Annotated in this window: 19 protein-coding genes and 2 pseudogenes; 13 read left to right on the top strand and 8 right to left on the bottom strand. The window is 72.0% G+C overall.

The annotated features are described in order from the left end of the window. Nucleotides 1-5 precede the first annotated feature (5 nt). Nucleotides 6-932, top strand: coding sequence for an ABC transporter ATP-binding protein (locus LV75_RS04400; protein ID WP_253885309.1), 927 nt, complete (start codon nt 6-8; stop codon nt 930-932). Then, the gene (locus tag LV75_RS04395) at nt 929-1708 is read left to right on the top strand and encodes an ABC transporter permease (RefSeq protein ID WP_253885308.1); all 780 of its coding nucleotides are present in this window, start codon (nt 929-931) and stop codon (nt 1706-1708) included. The genes LV75_RS04400 and LV75_RS04395 overlap by 4 nt, the downstream gene beginning before the upstream one ends. A 1028-nt stretch (nt 1709-2736) precedes the next feature. Here LV75_RS04395 and LV75_RS04390 read toward each other — a convergent pair. Continuing rightward, entirely contained in the window at nt 2737-3708 is a 972-nt protein-coding gene (locus LV75_RS04390) for a quinone oxidoreductase family protein (RefSeq protein ID WP_253885307.1), read from the bottom strand. A gap of 134 nt (nt 3709-3842) precedes the next feature. Here LV75_RS04390 and LV75_RS04385 point away from each other — a divergent pair, with 134 nt between their 5' ends. Then, on the top strand, nt 3843-4151 hold the full coding sequence (locus LV75_RS04385; protein WP_253885306.1) for a hypothetical protein: 309 nt from the start codon (nt 3843-3845) through the stop codon (nt 4149-4151). Here the strand turns inward: LV75_RS04385 and LV75_RS04380 are convergent. Together LV75_RS04380 and LV75_RS04375 are read right to left on the bottom strand one after the other, a co-directional pair. After that, nucleotides 4148-5098, bottom strand: coding sequence for a COX15/CtaA family protein (locus LV75_RS04380; protein WP_253885305.1), 951 nt, complete (start codon nt 5096-5098; stop codon nt 4148-4150). The two genes, LV75_RS04385 and LV75_RS04380, sit on opposite strands and share 4 nt — an antisense overlap. A 155-nt stretch (nt 5099-5253) precedes the next feature. Then, nucleotides 5254-5697: a MarR family winged helix-turn-helix transcriptional regulator gene (locus LV75_RS04375; RefSeq protein ID WP_253885304.1), complete on the bottom strand. Its 444-nt coding sequence runs from the start codon at nt 5695-5697 to the stop codon at nt 5254-5256. Nucleotides 5698-5799: 102 nt separating this feature from the next. Here LV75_RS04375 and LV75_RS04370 point away from each other — a divergent pair, with 102 nt between their 5' ends. Next, entirely contained in the window at nt 5800-7848 is a 2049-nt protein-coding gene (locus tag LV75_RS04370) for an MMPL family transporter (protein WP_253885303.1), read from the top strand. A 60-nt stretch (nt 7849-7908) separates the two neighbouring features. Here LV75_RS04370 and LV75_RS04365 read toward each other — a convergent pair whose 3' ends face one another. Next, entirely contained in the window at nt 7909-8517 is a 609-nt protein-coding gene (locus LV75_RS04365; protein WP_253885302.1) for an FKBP-type peptidyl-prolyl cis-trans isomerase, read from the bottom strand. A 157-nt stretch (nt 8518-8674) separates the two neighbouring features. Between LV75_RS04365 and LV75_RS04360 the strand changes: the two genes are divergently transcribed. The 3 genes from LV75_RS04360 (at nt 8675) to LV75_RS04350 (ending at nt 11146) form a co-directional block, all read left to right on the top strand. Continuing rightward, a complete protein-coding gene (locus LV75_RS04360; protein WP_253885301.1) occupies nt 8675-9679 on the top strand; it encodes a hypothetical protein in 1005 nt (334 codons plus the stop codon). Continuing rightward, a complete protein-coding gene (locus tag LV75_RS04355) occupies nt 9679-10362 on the top strand; it encodes a hypothetical protein (RefSeq protein ID WP_253885300.1) in 684 nt (227 codons plus the stop codon). Before LV75_RS04360 ends, LV75_RS04355 begins: the two co-directional genes overlap by 1 nt. Nucleotides 10363-10489: 127 nt before the next feature. Beyond that, complete coding sequence (locus tag LV75_RS04350; protein WP_253885477.1) at nt 10490-11146, top strand: HD domain-containing protein; 657 nt, start codon at nt 10490-10492, stop codon at nt 11144-11146. Nucleotides 11147-11281: 135 nt separating this feature from the next. Here LV75_RS04350 and LV75_RS04345 read toward each other — a convergent pair whose 3' ends face one another. After that, nucleotides 11282-12265, bottom strand: coding sequence for a heme o synthase (locus LV75_RS04345; RefSeq protein ID WP_253885299.1), 984 nt, complete (start codon nt 12263-12265; stop codon nt 11282-11284). A 328-nt stretch (nt 12266-12593) separates the two neighbouring features. Between LV75_RS04345 and tkt the strand changes: the two genes are divergently transcribed. The 6 genes from tkt to pgl all read left to right on the top strand — a co-directional run bounded on the left by tkt (nt 12594) and on the right by pgl (nt 20914). Continuing rightward, a complete protein-coding gene (gene tkt / locus LV75_RS04340) occupies nt 12594-14711 on the top strand; it encodes a transketolase (RefSeq protein ID WP_372504131.1) in 2118 nt (705 codons plus the stop codon). Then, nucleotides 14708-15817, top strand: a complete 1110-nt coding sequence (gene tal, locus LV75_RS04335; RefSeq protein WP_253885298.1) for a transaldolase — start codon at nt 14708-14710, stop codon at nt 15815-15817. The genes tkt and tal overlap by 4 nt, the downstream gene beginning before the upstream one ends. Before the next feature lie 26 nt (nt 15818-15843). Next, complete coding sequence (locus LV75_RS04330; RefSeq protein ID WP_253885297.1) at nt 15844-17469, top strand: phosphoglucose isomerase-related protein; 1626 nt, start codon at nt 15844-15846, stop codon at nt 17467-17469. After that, complete coding sequence (gene zwf, locus LV75_RS04325; protein WP_253885296.1) at nt 17466-18998, top strand: glucose-6-phosphate dehydrogenase; 1533 nt, start codon at nt 17466-17468, stop codon at nt 18996-18998. The genes LV75_RS04330 and zwf overlap by 4 nt, the downstream gene beginning before the upstream one ends. A 111-nt stretch (nt 18999-19109) precedes the next feature. Then, nucleotides 19110-20204 (top strand): glucose-6-phosphate dehydrogenase assembly protein OpcA, encoded by a 1095-nt coding sequence (opcA, locus tag LV75_RS04320; RefSeq protein WP_253885295.1) that lies wholly within the window; start codon nt 19110-19112, stop codon nt 20202-20204. After that, nucleotides 20201-20914: a 6-phosphogluconolactonase gene (pgl, locus tag LV75_RS04315; protein ID WP_253885294.1), complete on the top strand. Its 714-nt coding sequence runs from the start codon at nt 20201-20203 to the stop codon at nt 20912-20914. The genes opcA and pgl overlap by 4 nt, the downstream gene beginning before the upstream one ends. A gap of 87 nt (nt 20915-21001) precedes the next feature. Here pgl and LV75_RS04310 read toward each other — a convergent pair. The 3 genes and pseudogenes from LV75_RS04310 to pabB all read right to left on the bottom strand — a co-directional run. Next, nucleotides 21002-21958 (bottom strand): annotated as a pseudogene (locus LV75_RS04310) (glycerophosphodiester phosphodiesterase family protein); the annotation flags it as partial. A 36-nt stretch (nt 21959-21994) separates the two neighbouring features. Then, a pseudogene (locus tag LV75_RS04305) lies at nt 21995-23032 on the bottom strand (glycerophosphodiester phosphodiesterase family protein); the annotation flags it as partial. A gap of 51 nt (nt 23033-23083) precedes the next feature. Then, on the bottom strand, nt 23084-25171 hold the full coding sequence (gene pabB / locus LV75_RS04300) for an aminodeoxychorismate synthase component I (RefSeq protein ID WP_253885293.1): 2088 nt from the start codon (nt 25169-25171) through the stop codon (nt 23084-23086). Nucleotides 25172-25324: the final 153 nt, after the last annotated feature.

Below are 25324 nucleotides of genomic sequence, written 5' to 3'. Positions count from 1 at the left end.
CCGCTGTGAACACGCCCGCCGTCGAGGTGTCCGACCTGGTCAAGACCTACGGGTCCAGCACGGCCGTCGACGGCATCGGCTTCGCGATGGCGCCCGGCTCGGTGCTGGCGCTGCTCGGCCCCAACGGCGCGGGCAAGACGACCACGGTCGAGATCTGCGAGGGCTTCCGGCGCGCGGACGCCGGGACGGTGCGGGTGCTGGGGCTCGACCCGCACACCGACGGCGCCCGGCTGCGACCCCGGATCGGCGTGATGCCCCAGGGCGGCGGCGCCTACCCCGGCGTGCGCGCTGGCGAGATGCTGCGGCTGGTAGCGGCCTGCGCGGCGAACCCGCTGGACCCGGCGTGGCTGATCGACACCCTGGGGTTGGGCTCGTGCGCGCGGACCCCGTACAAGCGGCTCTCCGGCGGCCAGCAGCAGCGGCTGTCGCTGGCCTGCGCCCTGGTCGGCCGCCCGGAGCTGGTGTTCCTCGACGAACCGACCGCGGGCATGGACCCGCAGGCGCGGCGGCTGGTGTGGGAACTGGTGGCCGCGCTGCGCGCCGACGGCGTCGCGGTGCTGCTGACCACGCACCTGATGGAGGAGGCCGAGGCGCTGGCCGACCAGGTGGTGATCGTCGACGGCGGTCGGGTGGTGGCCGAGGGCACCCCGGCGCAGCTGACCGAGGAGCGCCCGGAGACGCAGGCGCTGCGGTTCCGGGCCAAGTCGGGCATGGACACGGGTTTACTGGTCGCGGCGCTGCCCGAGGGCTGCGCGGTGTCGGAGCCCTCCCCCGGCGGCTACCTGGTGACCGGGACGGTGGACCCGCAGGTGGTGTCCACGGTGACGGCGTGGTGCGCGCAGCAGGGCGTGCTCGCCGAGGAGCTGCGGGTGGGTCGACGCAGCCTCGAAGACGTCTTCCTCGACCTGACCGGACGGGAGTTGCGCTCATGAGCGGGCGGTTCGCCCCCGGCACGTTCACCCCGGCACCCGGCGCGGGCGCCCCGGCGCGGATGCTGCTGACCCACGCGCGCACCGAGGCGATGCTGACGCTGCGCAACGGCGAGCAGGTGCTGCTCACCCTGTTGATCCCGTTGGCCCTGCTGATCGGCCTGACCTACGTGACGGTCGTCGACCTGCCGGAGCCGAGGGTCGACTCGCTGGTACCGCGGGTGTTCGCGCTCGCGGTGATGTCGACGGCGTTCACCGGGCAGGCGATCGCCCTCGGGTTCGACCGCCGCTACGGGGTGCTCAAGCGGCTGGCCGCCACGGCACTGCCCCGGTGGCTGCTGGTCGCCGGCCGGGTCGTGGGCTGCCTCGCGGTGGTGGCGCTGCAACTGGTCGTGCTCGGCGTGACCGGAGCGCTGCTGGGGTGGACCCCCACCGTGGGCGCTCTGGTGTGGACGGTCGTGCTGGTGGTGCTCGGCACACTGGTGTTCGGGGCGCTCGGCGTGCTGCTCGGCGGGTCGCTCAAGGCCGAGGTCGTGCTGGCGCTGGCGAACGTCATCTGGCTGGTACTGCTGCTCGCCGGTGGCGTCGTGTTGACCGTGGACGCGCTGCCCGCCGGGATGGCCGAAGTGGTGCGACTGCTGCCCTCGGCGGCGCTGACCGAGGGGCTCACCGACGCGCTGGTGCGCGGGACGGCACCCGCACTGTCCACAGTGGTCACACTGCTCGGCTGGGGCGCGGCGGCGGGACTGCTCGCGACGCGAACCACGAAACTCGTCTGACGCTGGCCTTCGTCCTCTCGGCTGGCGGGGGGCTCGTCTGATGCGGTCCCTGGTCTGACGCGGTCCCTGCTCTGCCCCCGCCATCGACGTCTGGCGCGGGCGGGGGTGGCTGCCGCCGGACGGTCGTGGGGGATTAACCGGTCCGACGGCAGCCGGGAAGGCGGTGGGGGAGTCCACCTTCCGCGACGGAGTGTAGTTCGCCGTGATCACTGCGTGGGGTCCTTTCGCGAGCATGCCCACACTTTCGCCGATTGGGCATCGGTGGGGGGCGGGGCGCGATAGGGCTCGGGTGGTGGGTCGGGGGCTCGCCTGCGGCATCGCGACCCAGAACGGTCGGCCTCGTCGCCTGGCGGCGAGCTCGGCGACCCCGGGATCGGACGCCTCGTTGCCTGGCGGCAACATCGGGCCCGATCCGCGATTTTCGAGCTTTGCTCGATGGGGTGGACCTGTTTTGCGCGGGGCCCCTACGACACCCGTGGCAGAACCGCAAAGCAGGGGCCCAAAAGCAGGCCCTGCCGCGTGAACAACGCTACGGGTGCCGTCCCCCCACGCAAAACAGGTCCACCCCATCGAGCACTTGGCACCAGCGACTCCGACGGCCGCCGGGCTGGGTTGGCAGGGCAGCCGAGAGCGGGCTGGGATGGCACCGGACCTTCCGACTGTCCACGGGCTGGGAAGGTGGGCTGAGGCGGACCTGACGGCAGCCGGGTTGGCACCGGCGGGTCCGACTGTCGAGGGGCTGGCACTGTGGGTCGGGGCGGACCTGACGGGGGGCAGGTTGGCACCGCCAGCTTCCGAGTGTCCACGGGCTGGCGCTGTGGGTTGGGGCGAGCCTGACGGGGGGCGGGTTGGCACCGCCGGGCCGGGTGGGTCGGCGGGTGGTTGTCCACAACGTGTTCTGTTGTCCACAGGCCCTGATCGCTGCCCCGGATCTGTCGGGATCCGTCAATAGGCTGTATATCGGGGGCTCTTGCGGCAGATGATCTTGCCCGGGGGGTGGAGCTGGGGGATCCAGCGGCGGGTAAGGGCTAGGGAAGTAGGAGGAGCTTTCCTGTGGTCTTCCGGCTTTCCAGGTCCTCATGCGCCTGCCGAGCGTCTGATAGGGCGTAGCGGCCGGTGATGCTCACTCGCAGATCACCGCTGGCTACTGCCCCGAATACCTCGTCCACTCGCCACCGGTTTTCCTCCGGTGTGGCCAGGTGGTGGGCCAGCGTCGGTCGGGTTAGGAACACCGATCCCGCTGCGTTCAGTCGTTGTGGGTCGACCGGGGGTACGGGGCCGCTGGAGCCGCCGAAGAGGGCTAGGACGCCTCGGGGTTTGAGGACGGCGAGGCTTCCGTCGAAGGTGGTGGCTCCTACGCCGTCGTACACGGCTGCTACGCCGGTGCCGTCGGTGAGGGCTTTGGTGCGGGTGACGAAGTCTTCCTCGGTGTAGCGGATCACCTCGTCGGCGCCTGCCTCGCGGGCCAGGCGTTCCTTGTCCGGTGTGGACACCGTGCCGATCACCCGGGCGCCGCGGGACTTCGCCAGTTGGACCAGGAGCAGACCGACGCCGCCTGCCGCGGCGTGCACCAAGACCGTGTCGCCTTCGCGGACGGGGTGGGTGGAGGTCACGAGGTAGTGGGCGGTGAGGCCCTGCAGGAGGGTGGCCGCCGCGGTTTCGTCGGTCACGGCGGCGGGGACGGGGACCGCCCACGCGGCTGGGACGATGACCTGGTCGGCGTAGCTGCCGATCGACTGGGCCCAGGCGACGCGGTCGCCGACGGCGAGGGTGGTGACCTCCGGGCCGACGGCCTCGACGGTGCCCGCGCCCTCCAGGCCGGGGGTGAACGGCAGCGGGACCTTGTAGACGCCGCCGCGCTGGTAGGTGTCGATGAAGTTGACGCCTGCCGCGGCGACGCGGACCAGGACCTCGCCCGCGCCGGGTTCGCGCGAGGGGACTTCGGTGGGCACGAGTACCTCGGGTCCACCGTTCACCGAGACCACGATCGCCTGGGGCACGGGCGTTCTCCTTACTGCGTCGAGAGTCCTGTCTTATCACCCGCGAGCCTGCCCGGGCCGCCCGCTCCCGTCATCCGGGAGTGCGCCCGCTCACCGCCAGCGGGTGTGCTACCCGGCCCACTAGGCTCCTGCCCATGGCGAACTCTGAGGAGAACCCGCAGGTCCCGGCCGCCGCGCTGCGTGCGGCCACGGCCTTCGTCGCGGCGCACGGGCAGCCCTCGCGCGCCGTGGTCGAGGCTATCGGTCGGGCGGGGGCCCGGGTGGTGCTCGTCGGCGAGGACGGCTCGATGGGGGACGTGGTCGTCCCCAGCACCGAGGTCGGCGCGGCCTTGGTCGAGCAGGTCGAGGGCTTGGAGCAGACCGAGTGGGACCGCGAGACCGTGGCGGCCACCCGCATCGGCGCCGGTCACCGGGCCAAGATGGCGGCCAGGGCCCGGGGCTAGGCGGACACGCGCTCACCCGGGGCGGCGACCAGCGCGCGGTCCCGGGTGCCGCACCACAAAGCCGACGTCGCCACGATCACGGCGGTGGCGCCGAGGACGTGCAGCGACACCAGCAGTTCCGGGACCCCGGTCCAGAACTGCACGAACCCGAGCGCGCCCTGCGCCAGCACGACGGCGACCAGCACCCAGTACCGCCGCCACAGCCGCCGGTCGACGCCGCCGGTGCGCAGCAGGACACCGGCCGCCAGCACCATCCCCAGGTACACGAACAGGAACGCCGCGTGCACGTGCGCCAACGTCTCCACCGGTAGGGCCAACCGCGGCGTCTCCGGGTCGCCCGCGTGCGGACCGGCGCCGGTCACCATCGTCCCGGCGACCAGCAGGCCCACGAGCACGACCACCGACCCGGTCAGCAGCCCGGGCAGCGCCGCCGGGACCAGGCTCCCGGGCTCCGGCTCCGGGTCCACCGCGTCGACCAGCATCACCGACAGCCAGATCATCACCGCCGACACCATGAAGTGCACCGCGACGGTCCACCACAGCAGGTCCAGCCGGACCGTGATGCCGCCGAGGACCGCCTGCACGACCACCCCGAGCGGCATGGCCAGCGCCAATCGCACGTAGTGCCGCCGCCGGGGCCGGGCCAGGTAGGCCAAGGCGAACGCGGCGACCGCGGCGATGCCCACCACGCCGGTCAGCAGCCGGTTGCCGAACTCGATCCACTGGTTGAGCGCCGCGAACTCCGGGTGCGACACCGGCACCAGACTTCCCGGCTGGCACTGCGGCCACGTCGTGCAGCCCAGCCCGGACCCGGTCACCCGCACGACCGACCCGGTGACCGCGATCAGCGCCTGCGTCACCACGACCGCGATCGCGACCGCCCGCTGCAACCGGATCCCCGGGGTCGGCAGGGCGTCAATACGGGCTCTCAGCGTCTCCAGCGGCACCCGCCGATGGTAGGCCCGCGTCACTGAGAGTCGTGACCACCCCTCGACTACCGGCTCGCCCCAGAACCCCGCTCGCCCTTGGCTGCACTGCTAGCCCACCCAACTGGTCGCCAGCGGTGTCGCAGTCCACGATCGCCCGCTCCGGGGGACCAAGCTCACCGCTCGGGTCGTACCGCCCGGTCGATCCCCAACGTCGTCACCAGTTCCACCAACTGCAACCGGAACCCCTCGTAATCCCGCACCGCCCCCAACACCCCCGGCGCTTCCCGCTCCGCCCGCAACGCCTCCCCGTGCACGCCCCGCCCGGCTTCCGTCAGCGTGACCAGCGTCCGGCGCCGGTCCGACGGATCCGTGCCGCGCTCGACGAACCCAGCGCGGTGCAACCGCTCCACCGTTCGGCTCATCGTCTGGTCGGTGACCTTCGCGCCGTGCGCGAGTGCCCGCTGGGTGCGCGGGCCGTCCAGCAGCAGGTGCAGCGCGATCAGCCCGGCGTGGGTGAGGCCCCGGGTGGCGAGGAACTCCTGCCAGGAGTGCTCGACCAACCGCGCCGCGACCGAGAGCAGGCGGCCGGTCGGCCAGGAGGCCACCGGGTCGGGCATGTCCATCCTCCTCAGCGGGTCTGACCACCCGAGTTGCGTTGTTCAGCGTGCTGAACAATCATGTGTCGCGACCCCACTCCGGTACCCGTAACTAGGGACGCGATGACAGACAACCGTACCCGCGCCACGGCGGCGCGCTGGATCCTGCCCGCCCTGCTCATCGTCGCCTGGTTGGTGGTCGGCGGGATAGGCGGGCCCCTGCAGGGGCAGCTGAGCACCGTCCAGCGCAACGACAACGCCGCCTTCCTGCCCGAGTCGGCGGAGTCGACCAGGGTGGCCGAGCTGCAGAAGGGGTTCGCCGAGCAGAGCTCGCTGCCCGCGGTGCTGGTGTTCGAACGCCCCGGCGGGCTGACCGGCGAGGACCAGCGGGCCATCACGGCCGCGCTCGCCGAGGTGGCGAAGGTGCCCGGGGTCGGCCCGGTGACCCCGCTGAAGCTCTCCACACAGGACAAGGACGCCGCCCAGTCGGTCGCGCTGCTGCCGACCGGCGGGGAGAAGCCGCGCGAGGTGGTCGCCGACATCCGGGCGGAGCTCGCCGGGTTGCCCGCCGGGCTGGCCGCGCACGTGACCGGTCCCGGGGGCCTGATCGCGGACTTCACGGCGGCCTTCGGCGGGATCGACGGGCTGCTGCTCGGGGTGACCGCGGCGGTCGTCGCGCTGATCCTGGTGGTGGTCTACCGCAGTCCGCTGCTGCCGTTCGTGGTGCTGCTGACCGCCGGGCTCGCGCTGTGCCTGGCGGTGGCGGTCGTGTACGCGCTGGCCAAGGCCGAGGTGCTGACGCTCAACGGGCAGAGCCAGGGCATCCTGTTCATCCTGGTTTTCGGCGCGGCCACCGATTACGCGCTGCTGCTCATCGCCCGCCTGCGCGAGGAATTGCGCCGCCACGAGTCCAAGGTGGCGGCGACCAAGGCCGCGTTGCGGGCGGCGGCGGGGCCGATCGCCGCGTCGGCGGGGACGGTGATCGCCGGGTTGCTCTGCCTGCTGATCTCCGACCTGCGGTCCAACTCGAGCCTGGGTCCGGTCGCCGCGATCGGTATCGCAGCCTCGCTGGCGGCGGCGCTGACGTTCCTGCCCGCGGTGCTGGTGTTGTTGGGGCGGGCCGCTTTCTGGCCGTCGCGCCCCCGGTACGGGACGGCCGACGAGGAGCAGCCCGAGCGCGGGGTGTGGCCGAAGGTCGCCGGTCTGGTCGGCAGGCGCCCGCGCGCGGTCTGGCTGCTGAGCACGCTGCTGCTCGCGATCGGCGTCGGGTTCCTGCCGCAGCTGCGCTCCGAGGGGGTGGCGCAGAGCGAGCTGTTCCTCACCGAGGTCGACTCGGTGACCGGTCAGCAGGTGCTGGCCCGCCACTTCCCGGCGGGCACCGGCTCCCCCGCCATCCTGATCACCGCGGCGGACTCGGCGGAGGAGGTCGTGCGGCTGGCCAAGGGCACCGAGGGGGTGGCCGACGCGGGACCGCGCACGGCCCGCATCGTGGACGGCCGGATCGAGATCACCGCGCTGCTCAAGGACGCGGCCGACAGCCCCACCGCGCTCGACACCGTGCAGCGGCTGCGCGAGCGGACCCACGGGGTCGGCGGCACCCTGGTCGGCGGGCCGAGCGCCAGCCAGCTCGACGTGCGCACCAGCTCGCTGCACGACCGCAAGATCATCATCCCGGTGGTGCTCGCGGTGATCTTCGCCATCCTGGCGCTGCTGCTGCGCGCGCTGCTGGCCCCGCTGCTGCTGATCGCCACCGTGGTGCTCTCGTTCGCCGCGACGCTGGGGGTGAGCGCGCTGGTGTTCAACAACCTGTTCGACTTCCCCGGCGCGGACCCGAGCGTGCCGCTGTTCGCGTTCGTGTTCCTGGTGGCCCTGGGCATCGACTACAACATCTTCCTGATGACCCGGGTCCGCGAGGAGGCGCTGGCGCACGGCACCCGCGACGGCGCGTTGCGCGGGCTCACCGTCACCGGCGGCGTGATCACCTCGGCGGGGGTGGTGCTGGCGGCCACCTTCGCCGCGCTCGCGGTGCTGCCGATCCTGTTCCTGGCGCAGATCGCGTTCCTGGTCGCCTTCGGGGTCCTGCTCGACACGCTGCTGGTGCGGTCGCTGCTGGTGCCCGCGCTGACCGTCGACATAGGACGCAAGATCTGGTGGCCTAGCAAGGTGGGCTAGCGGCCAGGAAAGCACGAGGGGCGCGCCCGGATCGGGCGCGCCCCTGGGGAAGTCGAGTTGTCAGGAGACCTTCACCGCGTCGATGACGAACACCAGGGTCTCGTTGGGCACGATGCCGGAGTTGCCCTGCGCGCCGTAGCCCTTCTCCGGCGGGACGATGAGCAGCCTGCGGCCACCCTGCTTCATCCCGAGCAGGCCCTCGTTCCAGCCGTCGATGACCTGGGCCTTGCCCACGTTCTCCAGCGGGTACGGCTCACCGCGGTCCCACGAGGAGTCCTTCTGCTGCTTGTCCGACCAGGCCACCAGCACGTAGTGGGTGTCGAGGGTGACCCCGGCCTTGACGTCCGGGCCGGTGCCCTCGATGAGGTCCTTGCTCTGCAGGCCCTTGGGTGCCCCGCACGCGGGCGGGATGGTGATCTTCGGCTTGCTGCCAGCGGCACCCTCGACCAGCACGTCGTCGACCGAGCACTCCTGGCCGCCGCCACCCTGGGGCTGGGTCGCCGAGGGGGCGACCGTGGTGGTGGGTGCGGCGCTGCTGCTGGTGGGGCGCGCTTTGGCGCTCACAGTGGCGTCACCGGGGCCCTGGGTCGAGGCCTGCTCGGAGTTGGCGCAGGCGGTGAGGCTGACCCCCACGGCTACCGCGATCATGAACTTGCCGACGTTGCGCATGGCCGGCAGCTTAGGTGGGGCTGGCGCACCCGGCGCGAGGCACCTCCCTCACCCGATGTTCGCAATCCACTTACCGGCCGGTAGGCGTAAAGTGACCGTGAGCGCCCGTTCGGATACCCATCGCGGCCGTGCGGGTACGCCTAGGAGGTGACCTGCCGTGCCCGCGGACGCCAAGGGCATCCGCACCCATCCCATCCAGGACCTGTTCTGGACCCGCACCGGCCTGCTGCTGCTCGTGCTGCTCGTCGTGTCCGGGCTATCGATGTGGGTGTCCAGCGAGCTAGACCCCGGCCTGGCCAAGAACCTGCTCACCGCCCTGGGCACCGGAACCCTGGTCTCCTCGGTGGTCGGCTTCGGCCAGACCCTGATCACCGCCTCCGCCGCCCAGCGCGCCATGGTCACCCCGGTGATCGAGGAGAGCCGCAAGGCCCTGCGCGAGCTGTCCGCGGAGTACCGGTCGCTGAACCAGGAGTTCTTCCCCACGCACGTGTTCGAGGCGAGCACCGAGCCCGATCCCGCGTTCAACGCGCTGATCATGTCGGACCTGCGGCAGACCAGGCAGCTGTGGTTCCGCGGCTTCTCCGGCCGCTACGCCGCGGCCAGGATGCTGCTCTCCCCCGCCCAGTGGGAGGTGCGCGCGGTGCTGGCCGACCCGCGCGAGCGCGGCGCGATCAGCGGCCGGGCCCGGCACCTGGCCCGCCACCAGGGCGCGAGCGCGGACTACGAGGAGATCCAGCGGACCCTGCACCAGGAGATCCGGATCGGCCTGGTGGGGCTGTACCTGGCGCGCGGGCGCTGCGCGGGCATCGACGTCACCGTCATCGCCGACCCGCCGCTGGACCGGGTGGAGCTGTTCGACGACTGCGTGTGGATCACCCTCTACAGCGCGGTCGCGGGCGCGCCGTCGCTGTACCCGCGCACGCTGCGCTTCTCCGAGGGGTCCTTCATCTACGACATGCAGCGCGCCGAGTTCGCCAGGGTGCACGCCGCCCGCGACGCGCACCGCTTCACCCTCACCCCCGACACCAGCCGCGCCGAGTTCCGCGAGCACGTCGGCGCGATCACCGGCTCCGCGCTGTCGGACACCGAGTTCGCCGAACTGGAAGCCGGGTTCCACCGCTTCCGCCACGAGTTCTCCACCAAAGCCGAGCTTGGGAGCTGATGCCCGTGTCCCCCGCGGTGCCCGCGCTGTCGCAACTGGCACAGCGCATGCGCGCGATCGATCTCCGCCCCCCGACCGCCCACCCCCCGAGATCCGACGCCCTCGCGCGGCCGCTCGGCTGGGCCCAGGTGCACTCCGGCGTCAAGTCCTGGGTGGACGGAGCAGCACTGCGCACCGTGCTGCGCCGCCACTTCGCCGACCTCGACCCGGTCCGCGCCGACGCGCTGGTCGCCCGGTCGCGGGAGACCACCACGCACTTCGCCTGGTGCCTGCGCGACGACCCCGGCGAGCCGTTCACCTTCTGGCTGCACGAGTACAAGCCCCGGCACGAGTGGCGGCCGGGCTACGCGGACTCGGTGCACAACCACCGCTACCACTTCTGCACGGTGATCCTGCAGGGCGGCTACCGGCACGAGCGCTACCGCACCAGCACCGACCCGGAGACCGGGTTGATCACCGCGGTGCGGCTCACCCGGCGCACCGAGTGCCGCGCGGGCGACTCCGGTTTCCTCACCGCGGCGGACTTCCACCGGATCCCGCGCGCGGCGGACGGCACGATGACCTTCCTGGTCAAGTCGCGCCCGGTGCGGCGGTCGAGCCTGTCCTGGGACCCGGCGACCGGGACCGGGCACCGGCACGTGCCGGTCGAGTCGCGGCTGGAGGAGCTCACCCGGCGACTGTGACGAAGGCGACCGCGTCCGCTCGCGGCGGCCACTACCATCGCCCCACCCGTTTGTCCAACGGAAGGGGAAGGTCGCCATGTCCACGCCCACCAGGCCCACCAGGCCCACCACGTCCGCCATGTCCGCAATGTCCACGCCCGGGCTGCCCAGCACGGTCGAGCGGTCCGCGGTCACCTACGTCGAGCACCGGGTGCGCACCCTGTGCGAGCGGCACGCGAAGCGGTTGCAGTTCCACGGCTGGCACCACGTCAGCTTCGTGCGCGACAAGGCGGTGGAGTTCGCCGCGGTGAACGGCTCCGACGTGTCCGTGGTGGAGGTCGCCGCCCTGGTGCACGACGTCAACTACCTGGTGCGGCGCAACTCCACCGCGGCGGCGGGCAGCGGTCTGCGGATGGCGATCCTGGCCGACGCCGGCGTGCCGGACCCGGTGGCCGAGTGGGTCGACGCGCTCGTCGACGAGGCCGAGATGCGCACCCGCCACCGCGACATCTCCCGCGAGGCGCAGGCGCTCAGCGACGCGGACACCCTGTTCAAGGCGCTGCCGGTGACCCCGGTGGTGCTGGCGCACCGCTACCTGGCGGAGAACGGGGTGAGCCTGCGCGAACTGGCCGACAAGATCGTCGGCGAGCAGCGCGACCCGCACGACGAGGGCTTCTACTTCTACTCCCCCGCCGCGGCCGCCGCCTACTCCCGCTGGGCGACGGCGAACCTGGAGCTGTGGCAGTGCATCAAGGAGTCCCTCGACGACCCCACGGTGGAACGGCTGCTCACCGCGGTCGCCTAGCGGTCACCCGCCGAACGCCACCCTCGCGGCGCCAAGCCCGCCGAGTTGTCCACAGGCCGCCTTTGGCGGCACCAGAAACGTCCGCCCCGCTCGGTAAGCTGTATATCGGGGGCTGCTCGGTTCGGTTTGATCTTGTTAGAACGGCCAGCCGGTGACCGGCAGGGACAGGGCCGAGTCGACCGCGAGCGCCACGAACACGGCGGTGAGGTACGTGTTGGACATGTGGAACAACTTCATCGGGTTCGCGGGTTCGTCGCGGCGCACCGAGCCGTACAGCCGGTGGGCGAACACCAGGAACCAGCCACCCGCCAGGAGGGCGAACGCGGTGTAGACCCACCCGGTCGCCGGGATCAGCAGGGCGGTCCAGACGACCATGACCCAGGAGTAGACGACGATCTGCTTGGCCACGTGCGCCGCGGTGGCCACCACGGGCAGCATCGGCACGCCCGCCTTGGCGTAGTCGTCGCGGAACTTCATGGCCAGCGCCCAGAAGTGCGGCGGGGTCCAGAAGAAGATCACCCCGAACATGACCAGCGCCTGCCAGCCGACGTCGCCGGTGACCGCGGACCAGCCGATGACCACCGGCATGCAGCCAGCCGCGCCGCCCCACACGATGTTCTGCGACGTCCGTCGCTTGAGGAGCATCGTGTAGACCAGCACGTAGAACAGGATCGCGCCGACGGCCATGGCCGCGGCGAGCAGGTTCGTGGTGGCGTAGAGCCAGCCGAAGGACAGGATCCCGAGCACCACCCCGAACACCAGGGCGTTGCGGGTGGGCACGGCGTGGCGGGCCAGCGGGCGGGCCGAGGTGCGCTTCATCACCGCGTCGATGTCGGCGTCGACCACGCAGTTGAGCGCGTTGGCGCTGCCCGCGGCCATGGTGCCGCCGATGAGGGTGTTGAGCACCAGCCACGGCGACGGGATCCCGCGCGCGGCCAGCAGCATCGCGGGCACGGTGGTGACCAGCAGGAGCTCGATGATGCGCGGCTTGGTCAGCGCCACGTAGGCCCGGACCACCGCGCCCGCGTCGCGGCGCGGGGAGGTGCGGGTGGACGTGCCGCCGGAGGGCGTGGGGTCGGCGGGTACGGCGTCGGCGGGCACGGGGGTCACCGACGACATCTCGCTCCTCTTGGTCCGCGGGACCCGGCCGGACCTGGTGTTACCCGGGTCACGGCGGTCACCGCTGCCGCTCGTCCGCCGCCGCGGGACGGCCGCGGCACCGAGGGAAATGTTAACCGCGCGGGATCGGGGTACCCGTATCGGGTGGCCGGGTGTCGACGGGAGGCCCTCGGAGATCACACCGCCGTGCCACGCCGACTAGGCTGGTCACCGGACCAGGGATGACACGCGGACCCGCCACGTCGCCGGTTTCCGGGATCGATCCAGCCCGGGAGCGGGAGACCGTGGGTGCGGAGTCCGCCAGACGTGGAAGTGGGAGCCTAAGTCCGTGTCCGCCAGTAGTGAACTACCCGCCGACCTGACCGAACTGACCCGAGCGACGCTGCCGGAGGACTGGACGGACCTCGACCGCCGCGCCGTCGACACGCTCCGGGTGCTGGCCGCGGACGCGGTGCAGAACGTCGGCAACGGCCACCCGGGTACGGCCATGAGCCTCGCCCCGGTCGCGTACGCGCTCTACCAGCGCGTCCTGCGGCACGACCCGACCGACCCGCACTGGATCGGCCGCGACCGGTTCGTGCTCTCCGCCGGGCACTCGAGCCTCACCCAGTACCTGCAGCTGTTCTTCTCCGGCTACGGCCTGGAGATCGAGGACATCAAGGCGCTGCGCACCTGGGGCTCCAAGACCCCGGGTCACCCGGAGGTGAACCACACCAAGGGGGTGGAGATCACCACCGGCCCGCTCGGCCAGGGCCTGGCCTCGGCGGTGGGCATGGCGATGGCGGCGCGGCGCGAGCGCGGCCTGTTCGACCCGGACACCGCGCCGGGCGAGAGCGTGTTCGACCACCACGTCTTCGTGATCGCCTCCGACGGCGACATCGAGGAGGGCGTCACCTCCGAGGCCTCGTCGCTGGCGGGCCGCCAGGAGCTGGGCAACCTCACGGTCATCTACGACGACAACAAGATCTCGATCGAGGACGACACGGCCGTCGCCCTGTCGGAGGACACCGCCAAGCGGTACGAGTCCTACGGCTGGCACGTGCAGGTCGTCGTGGGCGGCGAGAACGTCACCGGGATCCTGGCCGCGCTGGAGGCCGCGAAGGCCGAGACCGAGCGGCCGTCGTTCATCCTGCTGCGCACGGTGATCGGCTTCCCGGCGCCCACGCTGCAGAACACCGGCAAGGCGCACGGCGCCGCGCTGGGTGTCGACGAGGTCGCCGCGGTCAAGAAGATCCTGGGCTTCGACCCGGAGCAGAACTTCGCGGTGGAGCCCGAGGTGCTCGCGCACGCCCGCGAGGTCGTCAAGCGCGGCGAGGCGGCGCACGGCGAGTGGCAGAAGGCGTTCGACGCCTGGAAGGCGGCCAACCCGGAGCGCAACGCGCTGCTGGAGCGGGCCCAGGCCTACCGGCTGCCGGAGGGCTTCGACGAGGCGCTGCCCAGCTGGGACCCGGACCCCAAGGGCGTCGCGACCCGCAAGGCCTCCGGCGACGTGCTCAACGCCATCGGCGCTCTGCTGCCGGAGCTGTGGGGCGGCTCGGCCGACCTGGCCGAGAGCAACAACACCACGATCAAGGGCGCCGACTCGTTCGGCCCGCCCTCGGCCAAGACCGCGCACTGGAACACCACCCCGTACGGCCGCACGCTGCACTTCGGGGTCCGCGAGCACGCGATGGGCTCGATCCTCAACGGCATCGTGCTGCACGGCCCGACCCGGCCCTACGGCGGCACGTTCCTGGTGTTCAGCGACTACATGCGACCCGCGGTCCGGTTGGCCGCGCTGAGCAAGCTGCCGGTCACCTACGTGTGGACGCACGACTCGATCGGGCTCGGCGAGGACGGTCCGACCCACCAGCCGGTGGAGCACCTGGCCGCGCTGCGCGCGATCCCGGGTCTGGTCGTCCTGCGCCCGGGTGACGCGAACGAGACCGCCGCGGCGTGGCGCGCGACCCTGTCGCAGCACGACGCCCCGGTCGGCCTGGCGCTGACCCGCCAGAACCTGCCGGTGCTGGAAGGCACCAAGGAGAAGGCCCGCGAGGGCGTCGCCAAGGGTGCCTACGTGCTGTACGACACCGAGGGCACTCCGGACATCGTGCTGATCGGCACCGGCTCCGAGTTGCAGATCGCGGCCGAGGCGCGCGAGGTGCTGGCCAAGGACGGCGTGGCCGCCCGGGTGGTCTCGGTTCCCTCGATCGAGCTGTTCGACGCGCAGGACCAGTCCTACCGGGACTCGGTGCTGCCGCCGTCGGTCAAGGCGCGCGTGGTCGTCGAGGCCGGGATCGCCCAGCCGTGGCACCGGTTCACCGGCGACGCGGGCGAGATCGTGTCCCTGGAGCACTTCGGCGCCTCGGCGGACTACCAGACCCTGTACCGCGAGTTCGGCATCACCACCGAGGCCGTCGTGGCCGCGGCCAAGCGCTCCATCGACAAGGCTGGAGGCGACAAGTGACCGATCCCCTCAAGCAGCTCTCCGACGCCGGGGTGTCCGTCTGGCTGGACGACCTGTCCCGCGAGCGGCTGACCTCCGGCAACCTCGCCGAGCTGATCCGCGACAAGCACGTGGTGGGCGTCACCACCAACCCGACGATCTTCGCGGGCGCGCTGTCGGACGGGCAGGCCTACGACGCGCAGGTCCGCGAGCTCGCCGCGCGCGGGGCGTCGCTCTCGGAGGTGGTCCGCGAGCTGACCACCACCGACGTGCGCAACGCGTGCGACCTGTTCCGCGAGGTGCACCAGCGCAGCGGGGGCGTCGACGGCCGGGTGTCCATCGAGGTCGACCCGGGCCTGGCCCGCGACACCGACGCCACCACGGCCGAGGCGCTGGACCTGTGGAAGACCGTGGACCGGCCGAACCTGCTGGTGAAGATCCCGGCGACCGAGGAGGGCCTGCCCTCGATCACCAGCACCCTCGCCGAGGGGGTCAGCGTGAACGTGACGCTGATCTTCTCCGTCGAGCGGTACCGGGCGGTCATGGACGCCTACCTGGCCGGGTTGGAGCAGGCGAAGGCCAACGGGCACGACCTGCGCTCGATCCACTCGGTCGCGTCCTTCTTCGTGTCCCGTGTGGACTCCGAGGTGGACGGGCGGCTGGACGCGATCGGCACCGATGAGGCGAAGGCGCTGCGCGGCCAGGCGGCCGTGGCCAACGCCCGGCTCGCCTACGCGGCGTTCCTGGAGGTCTTCCGGGGCCCCCGCTGGGACGCCCTCGCCGCGGACGGCGCCAACCGGCAGCGTCCACTGTGGGCGTCCACCGGGGTGAAGAACCCGGACTACTCCCCCACCCTGTACGTCGACGAGCTGGTGGTGGCCGACACGGTCAACACGATGCCCGAGAAGACGCTGCACGCGGTGGCCGAACACGGCAAGATCACCGGTGACACGGTCACGGGCACCGCCGACGCTGCCCAGTCCGTCTACGACCGCCTCAGCGCGGTCGGGATCGACATCGACGATGTCTACCGCGTCCTCGAGACCGAGGGCGTGGAGAAGTTCGACAAGTCGTGGGCCGAACTGCTTGAGACGGTCCAGGGCCAGATAGACGCAGCGAAGAGCTAGGGACCCAGGAGAGGCTGACGCCGCAGATGGCAGCGCACCCCGGAGAAGTCGCAATTTCCATCGTTGACGAGCGGCTCGCCGAGGAGGCGTCGCCGCTCGTGCACCAACTGGTCGAGGACCGGGTGGCGTCCCGGCTCGCCGCTCAAGACCCCGCGCTGTGGGGACCTGAGGCCGAGTCGGAGGCGCGCGTCCGCCTCTCCTGGACCGCCCTCGCGACCACGTCGCGCCCGCTGCTCGCCGAGATCGATGCCCTCCGCGCGGAATTGGCCGCCGAGGGCATCGATCGGGTGGTGCTGGCGGGCATGGGCGGGTCGTCGCTGGCCCCGGAGGTCATCACCGCCACCGCCGGGGTCCCCCTGGTCGTGCTGGACACGACCGATCCCGGTCAGGTCGCCGACGCGCTGGCGGGCGAGCTTGCCCGTACCGTGCTGGTGGTGTCGTCCAAGTCCGGGTCCACTGTGGAGACCGACAGCCACCGGCGGGTCTTCGCGGCGGCGTTCGCCGAGGAGGGCTTGGACCCGGCCGCGCACATCGTCGTGGTCACCGACCCGGGCTCACCCCTGGAGCGGACCGCCGTCGAGGCGGGCTACCGCAGGGTGTTCCAGGCCGACCCCGACGTGGGTGGCCGCTACTCCGCGCTGACCGCGTTCGGCCTGGTGCCCGCCGGGTTGGCCGGTGCCGACGTGGCCGCGCTGCTCGACGACGCCGAGAGCGCCGCCGCGGTGCTGGGCGCGGACTCCCCCGACAACCCGGCCCTGCTGCTGGCGTCCGCCCTGGGCGCGGCGCACGCGCGGGGCGCGGAGAAGGTCGTGCTGGCCGACACCGGTTCGGGCATCAAGGGGTTCGGCGACTGGGCCGAGCAGTTGGTGGCCGAGTCGACCGGCAAGAACGGCACCGGTCTGCTGCCGGTGGTCGTGGAGAGCCCGCAGTCGCCCGGTTTCGCGAACGCCGGTGACGACGCGACCGCGGTGTCCATCGGCCCGCCGTCCGACGGCGCGAAGCTGGGCACCACGGGTCCGCTGGGCGGGCTGATCCTGCTGTGGGAGTACGCCACGGCGGTGGCGGGCCGGTTGCTCGCGATCAACCCGTTCGACCAGCCCGACGTGGAGGCGGCGAAGAAGGCGGCGCGGGCGCTGCTGGATTCCACCGACGCGCCGGTGCCGGTGCCCGCGTTCGTGTCCGGCCCGATCGAGGTTCACCCGTCCGAGGGTTTCTTGCCGGAGGGGACGGACTCGGTGGCGGGCGCGGTGCACGCGCTGCTGGCCGCGGCCCCGGCGGCCGGGTACCTCTCGATCCAGGTCTACCTCGACCGGCTCGACGACGCGTCCGCGGTGCTGCTGCGGACCGGGTTGGCCCGGGTGTCCGGGCTGCAGACCACGTTCGGCTGGGGGCCGCGGTTCCTGCACTCCACCGGGCAGTACCACAAGGGCGGCCACCAGAACGGCGTGTTCCTGCAGATCACCGGCGCGGTGGAGCAGGACCTCGCGGTACCGGACCGCCCGTACACCCTGGGCGGGTTGCAGGTCGCGCAGGCGCTGGGCGACGGGCAGGTGCTCGTCGAGCACGGCAGGCCCGTGCTGCGGCTGCACTTCACCGACCGCGCCGCCGGGTTGGCCCGGTTGGTCGAGGCCCTCGCCGAGGTGGGCTCGTGACCAGGTCCTGGGCGAACCCGCTGCGCGACGAGCGGGACAAGCGGCTGCCGCGCATCGCGGGGCCGTGCGGGCTGGTGATCTTCGGCGTGACCGGTGACCTGTCGCGCAAGAAGCTGATGCCCGCGATCTACGACCTGGCCAACCGGGGGCTGCTGCCGCCGGGCTTCTCGCTGGTCGGGTTCGCCCGCCGGGAGTGGGAGGACCAGGACTTCGGCCAGGTCGTCTACGAGGCGGTCAAGCAGCACGCCCGCACCCCGTTCCGGGAGCAGGTGTGGGACCGCCTCGCCGAGGGTTTCCGGTTCGTGCAGGGCACTTTCGACGACGACACCGCGTTCGACAAGCTGGCCGAGACGGTGGCCGAGCTCGACGAGCTGCGCGGCACCAGCGGCAACCACGCGTTCTACCTGTCGATCCCGCCCGGCGCGTTCCCGGTGGTGACCCAGCAGCTGGCCCGCTCCGGGCTGGCCAAGCCGACGCACCCGGACCAGTGGCGGCGGGTGGTGATCGAGAAGCCGTTCGGCCACGACCTGGCCAGCGCGCGGCAGCTGAACAAGGTCCTCAACGACGTGTTCCCCGAGGACTCGGTGTTCCGCATCGACCACTACCTGGGCAAGGAGACGGTGCAGAACCTGTTGGCGCTGCGCTTCGCCAACCAGCTGTTCGAGCCGATCTGGAACGCCAACTACGTCGACCACGTGCAGATCACCATGGCCGAGGACATCGGCCTCGGCGGCCGCGCGGGCTACTACGACGGCATCGGCGCCGCGCGCGACGTCATCCAGAACCACCTGCTGCAGTTGCTGGCGCTGACGGCGATGGAGGAGCCGGTCTCCTTCCGCCCCAAGGCGTTGCGCACCGAGAAGATCAAGGTGCTGGAGGCGACCAAGGTGATCGGGCCGTGCGCCGAGACCACCGCGCGCGGGCAGTACCTGGGCGGCTGGCAGGGCGGGCAGAAGGTGCCGGGTCTGCTGGAGGAGGCCGGGTTCGACAAGAACTCGACCACCGAGACCTACGCGGCGATCACCCTGGAGGTGAACACCCGCCGCTGGGCCGGGGTGCCGTTCTTCCTGCGCACCGGCAAGCGGTTGGGGCGGCGGGTCACCGAGATCGCGGTGGTGTTCAAGCGGGCGCCGCACCTGCCCTTCGACGACACCGCGACCGAGGAGCTGGGGCAGAACGCCCTGGTGGTGCGGGTGCAGCCGGACGAGGGCGTGACGCTGCGGTTCGGCTCGAAGGTGCCCGGCAACCAGATGGAGGTCCGGGACGTGTCCATGGACTTCAGCTACGGGCACGCGTTCACCGAGTCCTCGCCGGAGGCCTACGAGCGGCTGCTGCTGGACGTGCTGCTCGGCGAGCCGTCGCTGTTCCCGGTGAACGAGGAGGTCGAGCTGTCGTGGGAGATCCTCGACCCGGTGCTCAAGCACTGGCAGACCGCGGGCAAGCCCGAAGGCTACCCGGCCGGGACCTGGGGTCCTGAAGCCGCTGACAAGATGCTGTCCCGGACCGGTCGGCATTGGCGGCGCCCGTGAGCGCCGCCCACGCCCCCCACCACGGCTGCCGACCGGGTGCGGGTGCCCCGCAAGCGCACAGGAGGCGCCCGTGAGCGCCGCTCGAACCCCGCGATCGCACAGGAGGCGACCGTGATCATCGACCTGCCCTCGACCACCACCTCGCAGGTCAACTCGAAGTTGGTGCACCTGCGCGAGCAGGGCGGCGCGACCGCCCTTGGCCGGGTGCTCACGCTGGTGATCGTCACCGACGACGGCGCCAAGACCGAGGACGCGATAGACGCCGCGAACGACGCGAGCCGCGAGCACCCGTGCCGGGTGATCGTGGTCGCCCGGGGGGCGCGCAAGGCGGCTGCCCGGTTGGACGCGCAGATCCGGGTCGGCGGCGACGCCGGCGCCAGCGAGGTCGTGGTGCTGCGGCTCTACGGCCCGCTCGCCGACGAGGGTGCCAGCTGCGTGATCCCGCTGCTGCTGCCCGACGCCCCGGTCGTGGCGTGGTGGCCCTTCGAGGCGCCCGCCAAGCCCGCGGACGACCCGATCGGCCGCCTCGCCCAGCGCCGCATCACCGACTCCGCCGCCGAGCGCAACCCGATCAAGGCGCTGGAGGTGCGCCAGAAGCACTACGCGGCAGGCGACACCGACCTCGCCTGGACCCGGTTGACGCTGTGGCGCGCGGTGCTGGCCGCGTCCCTGGACCTGCCCCCGTACGAGAAGATCACCGACGCCACCGTCACCGGCGAGGGCGACTCCCCGTCGACCGACCTGCTGGCAGGCTGGCTCGCCGCCCGGCTGAAGATCCCGGTCCGGCGGGCGAAGGCGGTCAACGGCCAGGGGATCATCTCGGTCGTGCTGGAGCGCAAGTCCGGCCCGGTGGAGCTGCTGCGCCCGGACGGCAAGGTGGGCACCCTGACCCAACCCGGTCAGCCCGCCCGCCGGGTGGCGCTGCAGCGCCGCGCGAACCGGGACTGCCTGGCCGAGGAGCTGCGCAGGCTGGACCCGGACGAGCCGTTCGAGGAGACCCTCAAGGGCCTCACCAAGATCGTGCGCGGCCGCACCCCGGTCAAGACCCCGACCAAGGCCCCCGCCGCCCCCGACGACACCCCGGTGGTCTCGGCGGCCGAGGCGGAGGCCGTGCTGTCCAAGAAGGACGGTCCGAAGGCCAAGACCGCGGCCACCGCGAAGAAACCCCGTGCGACATCGCGGCAACCAGCCAAGGGGAAGTCATGAAGCGGGTCATCGTCTACACCGATCCCCCACTGCTGGCCAGCGCCACCGCGGCCAGGTTGGTCACGGCCATCACCGACCTGCAGGCGACCCAGCCCAGGGTCGCCATCGCGCTGACCGGCGGCCGCACCGGCACCGCGGTGCTGGAGCACCTGCGGGTCAACACCGCGGCCACCGCCATCGACTGGTCCACAGTGGACGTCTTCTGGGGCGACGAGCGGTTCCTGCCGGGCAAGCACCCGGACCGCAACGAGACCCAGGCCAGGGCGGCGCTGCTCGACCACATCACCATCCCCAAGGCCAACATCCACGCCATCCCCCCGTCCGACGGCCCCTTCGGTGACGACCCGGAACTGGCCGCCGCGGCGTACGCCAAGGAGCTGTTCGGCACGACCTTGGACATCCTGCTGGCCGGGGTGGGGGAAGAGGGCCACACCCTGTCGGTGTTCCCGGACTCCCCCGCCGTCCACGAGGTGGAGGCGACGGTGGTCGCGGTGCACGACTGCCCCAAGCCGCCGCCCACCCGGATCAGCCTGACCCTGCCCGCGGCCCGCGAGGCCCGGCAGGTCTGGCTGCTGACCACCGGCGCCGCCAAAGCGGAAGCCGTCACCACAGCCCTGTCCGGCGCGTCCGAAGTGGACCTCCCGGCGGCCGGGGCACGGGGGTCGGAGTTGACGTTGTGGCTGCTCGACAAGGCGGCCGCCGGGCGATAGCCCGACAAGGTGAATAGCGATAAGCCCGTAAGGCAGCTTCGGCCGCGTCCCGTTCCCGGGACGCGGCCGAAGTCGTTGCGGGGAGACCTACCGGAGGCCGTTGCGCTTGGCCACGGCGATCAGCAGGTCCGGGTCGTCGGAGATGATGCCGTCGACGCCCAAGGCGATGACGCGCTCGAGGGTCGGCTCGTCGTTCACGGTGTAGGGGACGACCTTGAGGCCCTTGCGGTGCAGACCCGCGACGTCGGGGCCGTGGAAGTAGGTCGGGTCTTGGCGGAGGTACCAGTCCGGGTTGGACACCGTCGTCTGGGCCGGGTCGTGGACCTGCCAGTTGGCGGACACGGTCGAGGCGCCGGACTGGCGGACGAGGCGGGCCAGGTCGCGGGTCTTCCACCAGTCCAGGCCGCCGGTCCACGGGGACTTGACCGACGGGTTGCCGTAGACGGCTTGTAGCGAGCACTCGTCGGCGACGGTGGCGCACTCGGCCGGGCCGTACTGCCACACCAGGGCGACCGTCTCCAGGCGGGGCTGGATGCGCTTGGACAGCTGGATGGTGCGCCAGTCGAAGGACTGCAGGGTGGTGCGCCCGACGACGCCCGCGCGGGTGATCTCGGACACGACCTCGCGGGTGAACACCTCGTACGGCGCGGTGTCCGCGGCGGTGGGGCTGATCTTGGTCTCGATGTTGAAGCGGATGTCCTTGCGGACCCGGGCCGCGGCGAACACCTCGGCCAGCGTGGGGATGCGCTCGCCGGGAACGGCCACCTGGCGCGGGAACTCGGCCAGCGTCTTCGAGCCGCAGTCGAGCGTCTTCACCTGCGCCAGCGTCAGGTCGCGCACCCGCTTGCCCACGTACGGGAACTCCGGGTCACCGGGGCGCACCGGCGCGGTGTCGACGCAGTGCGAGCCGTTGATCGTGCGGTCGTGGATCACCACGACCGCGCCGTCCTCGGTGATCCCGGTGTCCAATTCCAAAGTGGACACCGCGGGAACCGAGAGCGCGTAGCGGAAAGCGGCCAGGGTGTTCTCCGGCCGGACCGCGCGGGCGCCGCGGTGGCCCTGGACGTCGAACGGGGACGCGTACGCGCGGGGCAGCCGGTAGCCGCGCTGGGCCAGCAGTGCGCGCAACCGGTCCGGGTAGTCGGTGATCAGGCCGTCCACACCGTCGTCGATCAGCTTGGCCATGGTCGCGACGTCGTCCACGGTCCACGGGATGACCTTGACGCCGTTGCGGTGGGCGTGGCGCACGAGCTCGGCGGTGACGTACGGGCGGTAGCCGGGGTCGTTGACCGTGCCGCCCTGGGGGAAGCCGTGCACCGGGGAGAACGCGGTGGCGCCGAAGGTCTTGATGGCCTTGATCGGGTCGCCGCCGAAGTCGTCGATGTCGAGGCCGCCCAGCCAGGGGGACTTGCCGGGCTGGCCGGTCTGCAGGAAGTCGTAGTTGGTCAGCGCGACGACCGGCAGCCGGGGCGCGACCTGGCGCATCCGGATCAGCGCGCCCCAGTCGAAGCTCTGGATGCTCACCCGGCGGCCGACCCCGGCCGCGTCGATCTCGCGCGCGGTGATCTGGACGAACTCCTCCCGGGGCGCGGTCTCCTGCGGTGCGCCCGCCTCGACCTTGGTCTCGATGTTGAACCGGACGTCGTCGGCCCGGTACCGCTTGGCCAGGGCGAAGACCTCGCGCAGCAGCGGGATCCGGGACCCGGGGGTGATCTCCTGCCGCGGGTACCCGGCGAGCTGGGTCGAGCCGCAGTCCAGGGTGCGGACCTGGGCGAGGGTCAGCGTGTGCACGTACTTGCCGACGTATGGGAACTCGGGGTCGCCCGGGGTGGCCGCGCCGGTGTCGCGGCACTTGCGGCCGTCCACGCGGCGGTCGTGGGTGACCACGGCCTGGTCGTCCTCGGTGATCTGGACGTCGAGCTCCAGCGTGGAGACACCCAGGCGCAGGGCGTTGCCGAAGGAGCTGAGGCTGCTCTCCACGCGCAGGCCGAGGCCGCCGCGGTGGGCCTGCAGGTCGAACTCGCGCGAGTGCGCGGTCGCCGTACCCGGCACCGCCACCAGGCAGGCCAAGACGGCGACGGCGATGCCACCGGCGCGATAAGACGGGGATCGGGTCATGGCCGGATGGTGGCCCCCCGAGGGGGACGGCCAGTGACGACCGGGTGACCCTCAGCCGAACGACCGACCGCCGCTGGCCCGGACCCGGCCGGGGAAGCTGGCGCCGAGCAGGTCGACCATCGTCTTGGCCTTCACCGCGGTCTCCTCGAACTCCTCGGCCGGGTCCGACAGCGCGATCACCGCGCCGCCGACCCCGAAGGACACCGCGCCCGGTCGCGCCACCAGGGTCCGGATGACCACGCTCAGGTCGGCGGCGCCGGTGAGCGAGAAGTAGCCGATCGCCCCGGAGTAGACCCCGCGCGGGCCGCCCTCGAGCCGGTCGATGATCCGCATGGTCCGCTCCTTGGGCGCCCCGGTCATCGAGCCGCCGGGGAACGCCGCCCGCACGCAGCGCACCGCGGACACGCCCTCGGCCAGTCGGGCGCGGACGGTGCTGACCAGCTGGTGCACCGTCGGGTAGGTCTCCACCTCGAACAGGCCGGGCACCTCGACCGAGCCGACCTCGGCGTACACCCCGAGGTCGTTGCGGACCAGGTCGACGATCATCAGGTTCTCCGCGCGGTCCTTCTCCCCGGTGGCCAGCTCGTGGCGCAGCCGCCGGTCCTCCTCGGGAGTCGCGCCGCGCGGTCGGGTGCCCTTGATCGGCCGGGACTCGGCGACGCCGTCCGCGGTGATCGCGAGGAACCGCTCCGGCGAGGTGCTCAGCACCGACAGGCCACCCAGGCGCAGCAGCGCGCCGTAGCGGGCGGGGTTCGCGCGGCGCAGGACCCGGTAGGTGCTCCAGACGTCGACCTCGGCGGTGGCGGTCAGCTCGTTGGTCAGGCACACCTCGTAGGTCTCGCCGTCGCCGATCGCGCGCTGGCACTGGGCGATCATCGCGAGGTACTCGTCGCGGTCGTGCCGGGCGACCAGCGGTCCGGCGGAGACGCCTGCGGGGCCGGGTGGGGCGAGCGGGGGCACCTCGGCGAGGGTCTCGGCGGTCGCGGCCAGCCAGGCGAGCGCTCCGGGCCCGTCGAGGGCCAGCAGGTAGACCTCGCCGGTCTCGTGGTCGAAGGCGATCGCGCGGTCGGCGAACACCAACTGGGCGTCCGGGTCGACCGCGCGGTGCGCCTGGTCCCCGCCGCACTCGGCCTTGAGCTCGTAGCCCAGGTACCCGACCCAGCCCAGGGCGAAGTCGAACGGCAGCGGGGGCACCGACACCGGGTGCGCGGCGAGGTCGTCGTCGAGCCAGGCCAGGAACTCGCTGTCGACCACGGACACGCCGTCCGCGGAGGTGACCGTCACGGTTCCCGCAGCCACGTCGGCGGTGGCGACTCTGGCGCGTGGGCCACTCGCGTCGCCCAGGAAGGAGAACCGGCCGTCGGCTGCGCTGTCCAACCAGAACGCGTGCGTCGAGTCCCCGTAGAGGGCGGCGAAAGCCTCTTCCGCGGTGACGGCTACGGTGATCTTCTCGACCAGCACCCCGGCACCCGGTCCGGGGCGGGCGGGTGGCGCGGGCACCGGTACCGCGTGGGCCCCGGTCGGGGCGGGGAACGAGGAGACCCGCTCCCTGGGATGGCGCGACCACCAGTCCCGGGTCAGCGCCTCGAAGTTCGCCAACAGCGCGACACCGTGTTCGGTCGCGATCGACTCCGGGTGGAACTGCACACCCCAAGCCGGGCGCTCGCGGTGCCGCACACCCATGAGGACACCGTCCTCACTCCACGCGGTGGCCTCAAGGGTCTCCGGTAGGTCTACCGCCGCCAGCGAGTGGTAACGCACTACCCGCATCGGGGAAGGCAATTCACTGAATAGATCCCGACCGTCGTGGTGAACCTCGGAAAGCCTGCCGTGGCGCACTTCGGGCGCGTGCTCCACCCGGGCACCGGCCAACAGGCACAGTCCCTGGTGGCCCAAGCACACCCCGAGCAGCGGCTGCCTGGCCGCGGCGAGGACGGCCCGGCTGAGACCGAAGTCACCCGGCACGCCAGGGTGACCGGGGCCCGGGGAGATCACCACGTTGTCGAAGTCCACGAGCCCGCCGAGGTCCCAGTCCTCGTCGTTGCGCACCACCACCGGGCGGGCGCCGTCGAGGCGGGCGAGCGCCTGGTAGAGGTTGTAGGTGAAGGAGTCGTGGTTGTCGACGATGAGCGTGCGCACCCGGGTGGCTCCTCCCCTCTGCTCCGAACGGGCACCGTGCGTTTGCTCCCGCACAGTTGTTGGGCGGGCGCCGTCCCGGGGCCGGTGTTGTCTGTCTTGATGGGTGACGACACCACCAGGCAGCGTGCGGCGGGTCGTCGCAGGAAGGGCGTT

The sequence above is a fragment of the Actinokineospora diospyrosa genome, from assembly GCF_024171925.1.
GTDB classification, from domain to species: domain Bacteria; phylum Actinomycetota; class Actinomycetes; order Mycobacteriales; family Pseudonocardiaceae; genus Actinokineospora; species Actinokineospora diospyrosa.
Note: the sequence above shows the minus strand (reverse complement) of the source record. Positions and strands in the feature narration are given on the sequence as shown.

Bases quoted from the DNA above. Each gene is read 5' to 3' on its own strand.
- LV75_RS04395 (WP_253885308.1), top strand. From the start codon at position 929: ATGAGCGGGCGGTTCGCCCCCGGCACGTTCACCCCGGCACCCGGCGCG.
- LV75_RS04385 (WP_253885306.1), top strand. From the start codon at position 3,843: ATGGCGAACTCTGAGGAGAACCCGCAGGTCCCGGCCGCCGCGCTGCGT.
- LV75_RS04375 (WP_253885304.1), bottom strand. From the start codon at position 5,697: ATGCCCGACCCGGTGGCCTCCTGGCCGACCGGCCGCCTGCTCTCGGTC.
- LV75_RS04370 (WP_253885303.1), top strand. From the start codon at position 5,800: ATGACAGACAACCGTACCCGCGCCACGGCGGCGCGCTGGATCCTGCCC.
- LV75_RS04365 (WP_253885302.1), bottom strand. From the start codon at position 8,517: ATGCGCAACGTCGGCAAGTTCATGATCGCGGTAGCCGTGGGGGTCAGC.
- LV75_RS04355 (WP_253885300.1), top strand. From the start codon at position 9,679: ATGCCCGTGTCCCCCGCGGTGCCCGCGCTGTCGCAACTGGCACAGCGC.
- LV75_RS04350 (WP_253885477.1), top strand. From the start codon at position 10,490: ATGTCCACGCCCGGGCTGCCCAGCACGGTCGAGCGGTCCGCGGTCACC.
- LV75_RS04345 (WP_253885299.1), bottom strand. From the start codon at position 12,265: ATGTCGTCGGTGACCCCCGTGCCCGCCGACGCCGTACCCGCCGACCCC.
- LV75_RS04330 (WP_253885297.1), top strand. From the start codon at position 15,844: ATGGCAGCGCACCCCGGAGAAGTCGCAATTTCCATCGTTGACGAGCGG.
- pgl (WP_253885294.1), top strand. From the start codon at position 20,201: ATGAAGCGGGTCATCGTCTACACCGATCCCCCACTGCTGGCCAGCGCC.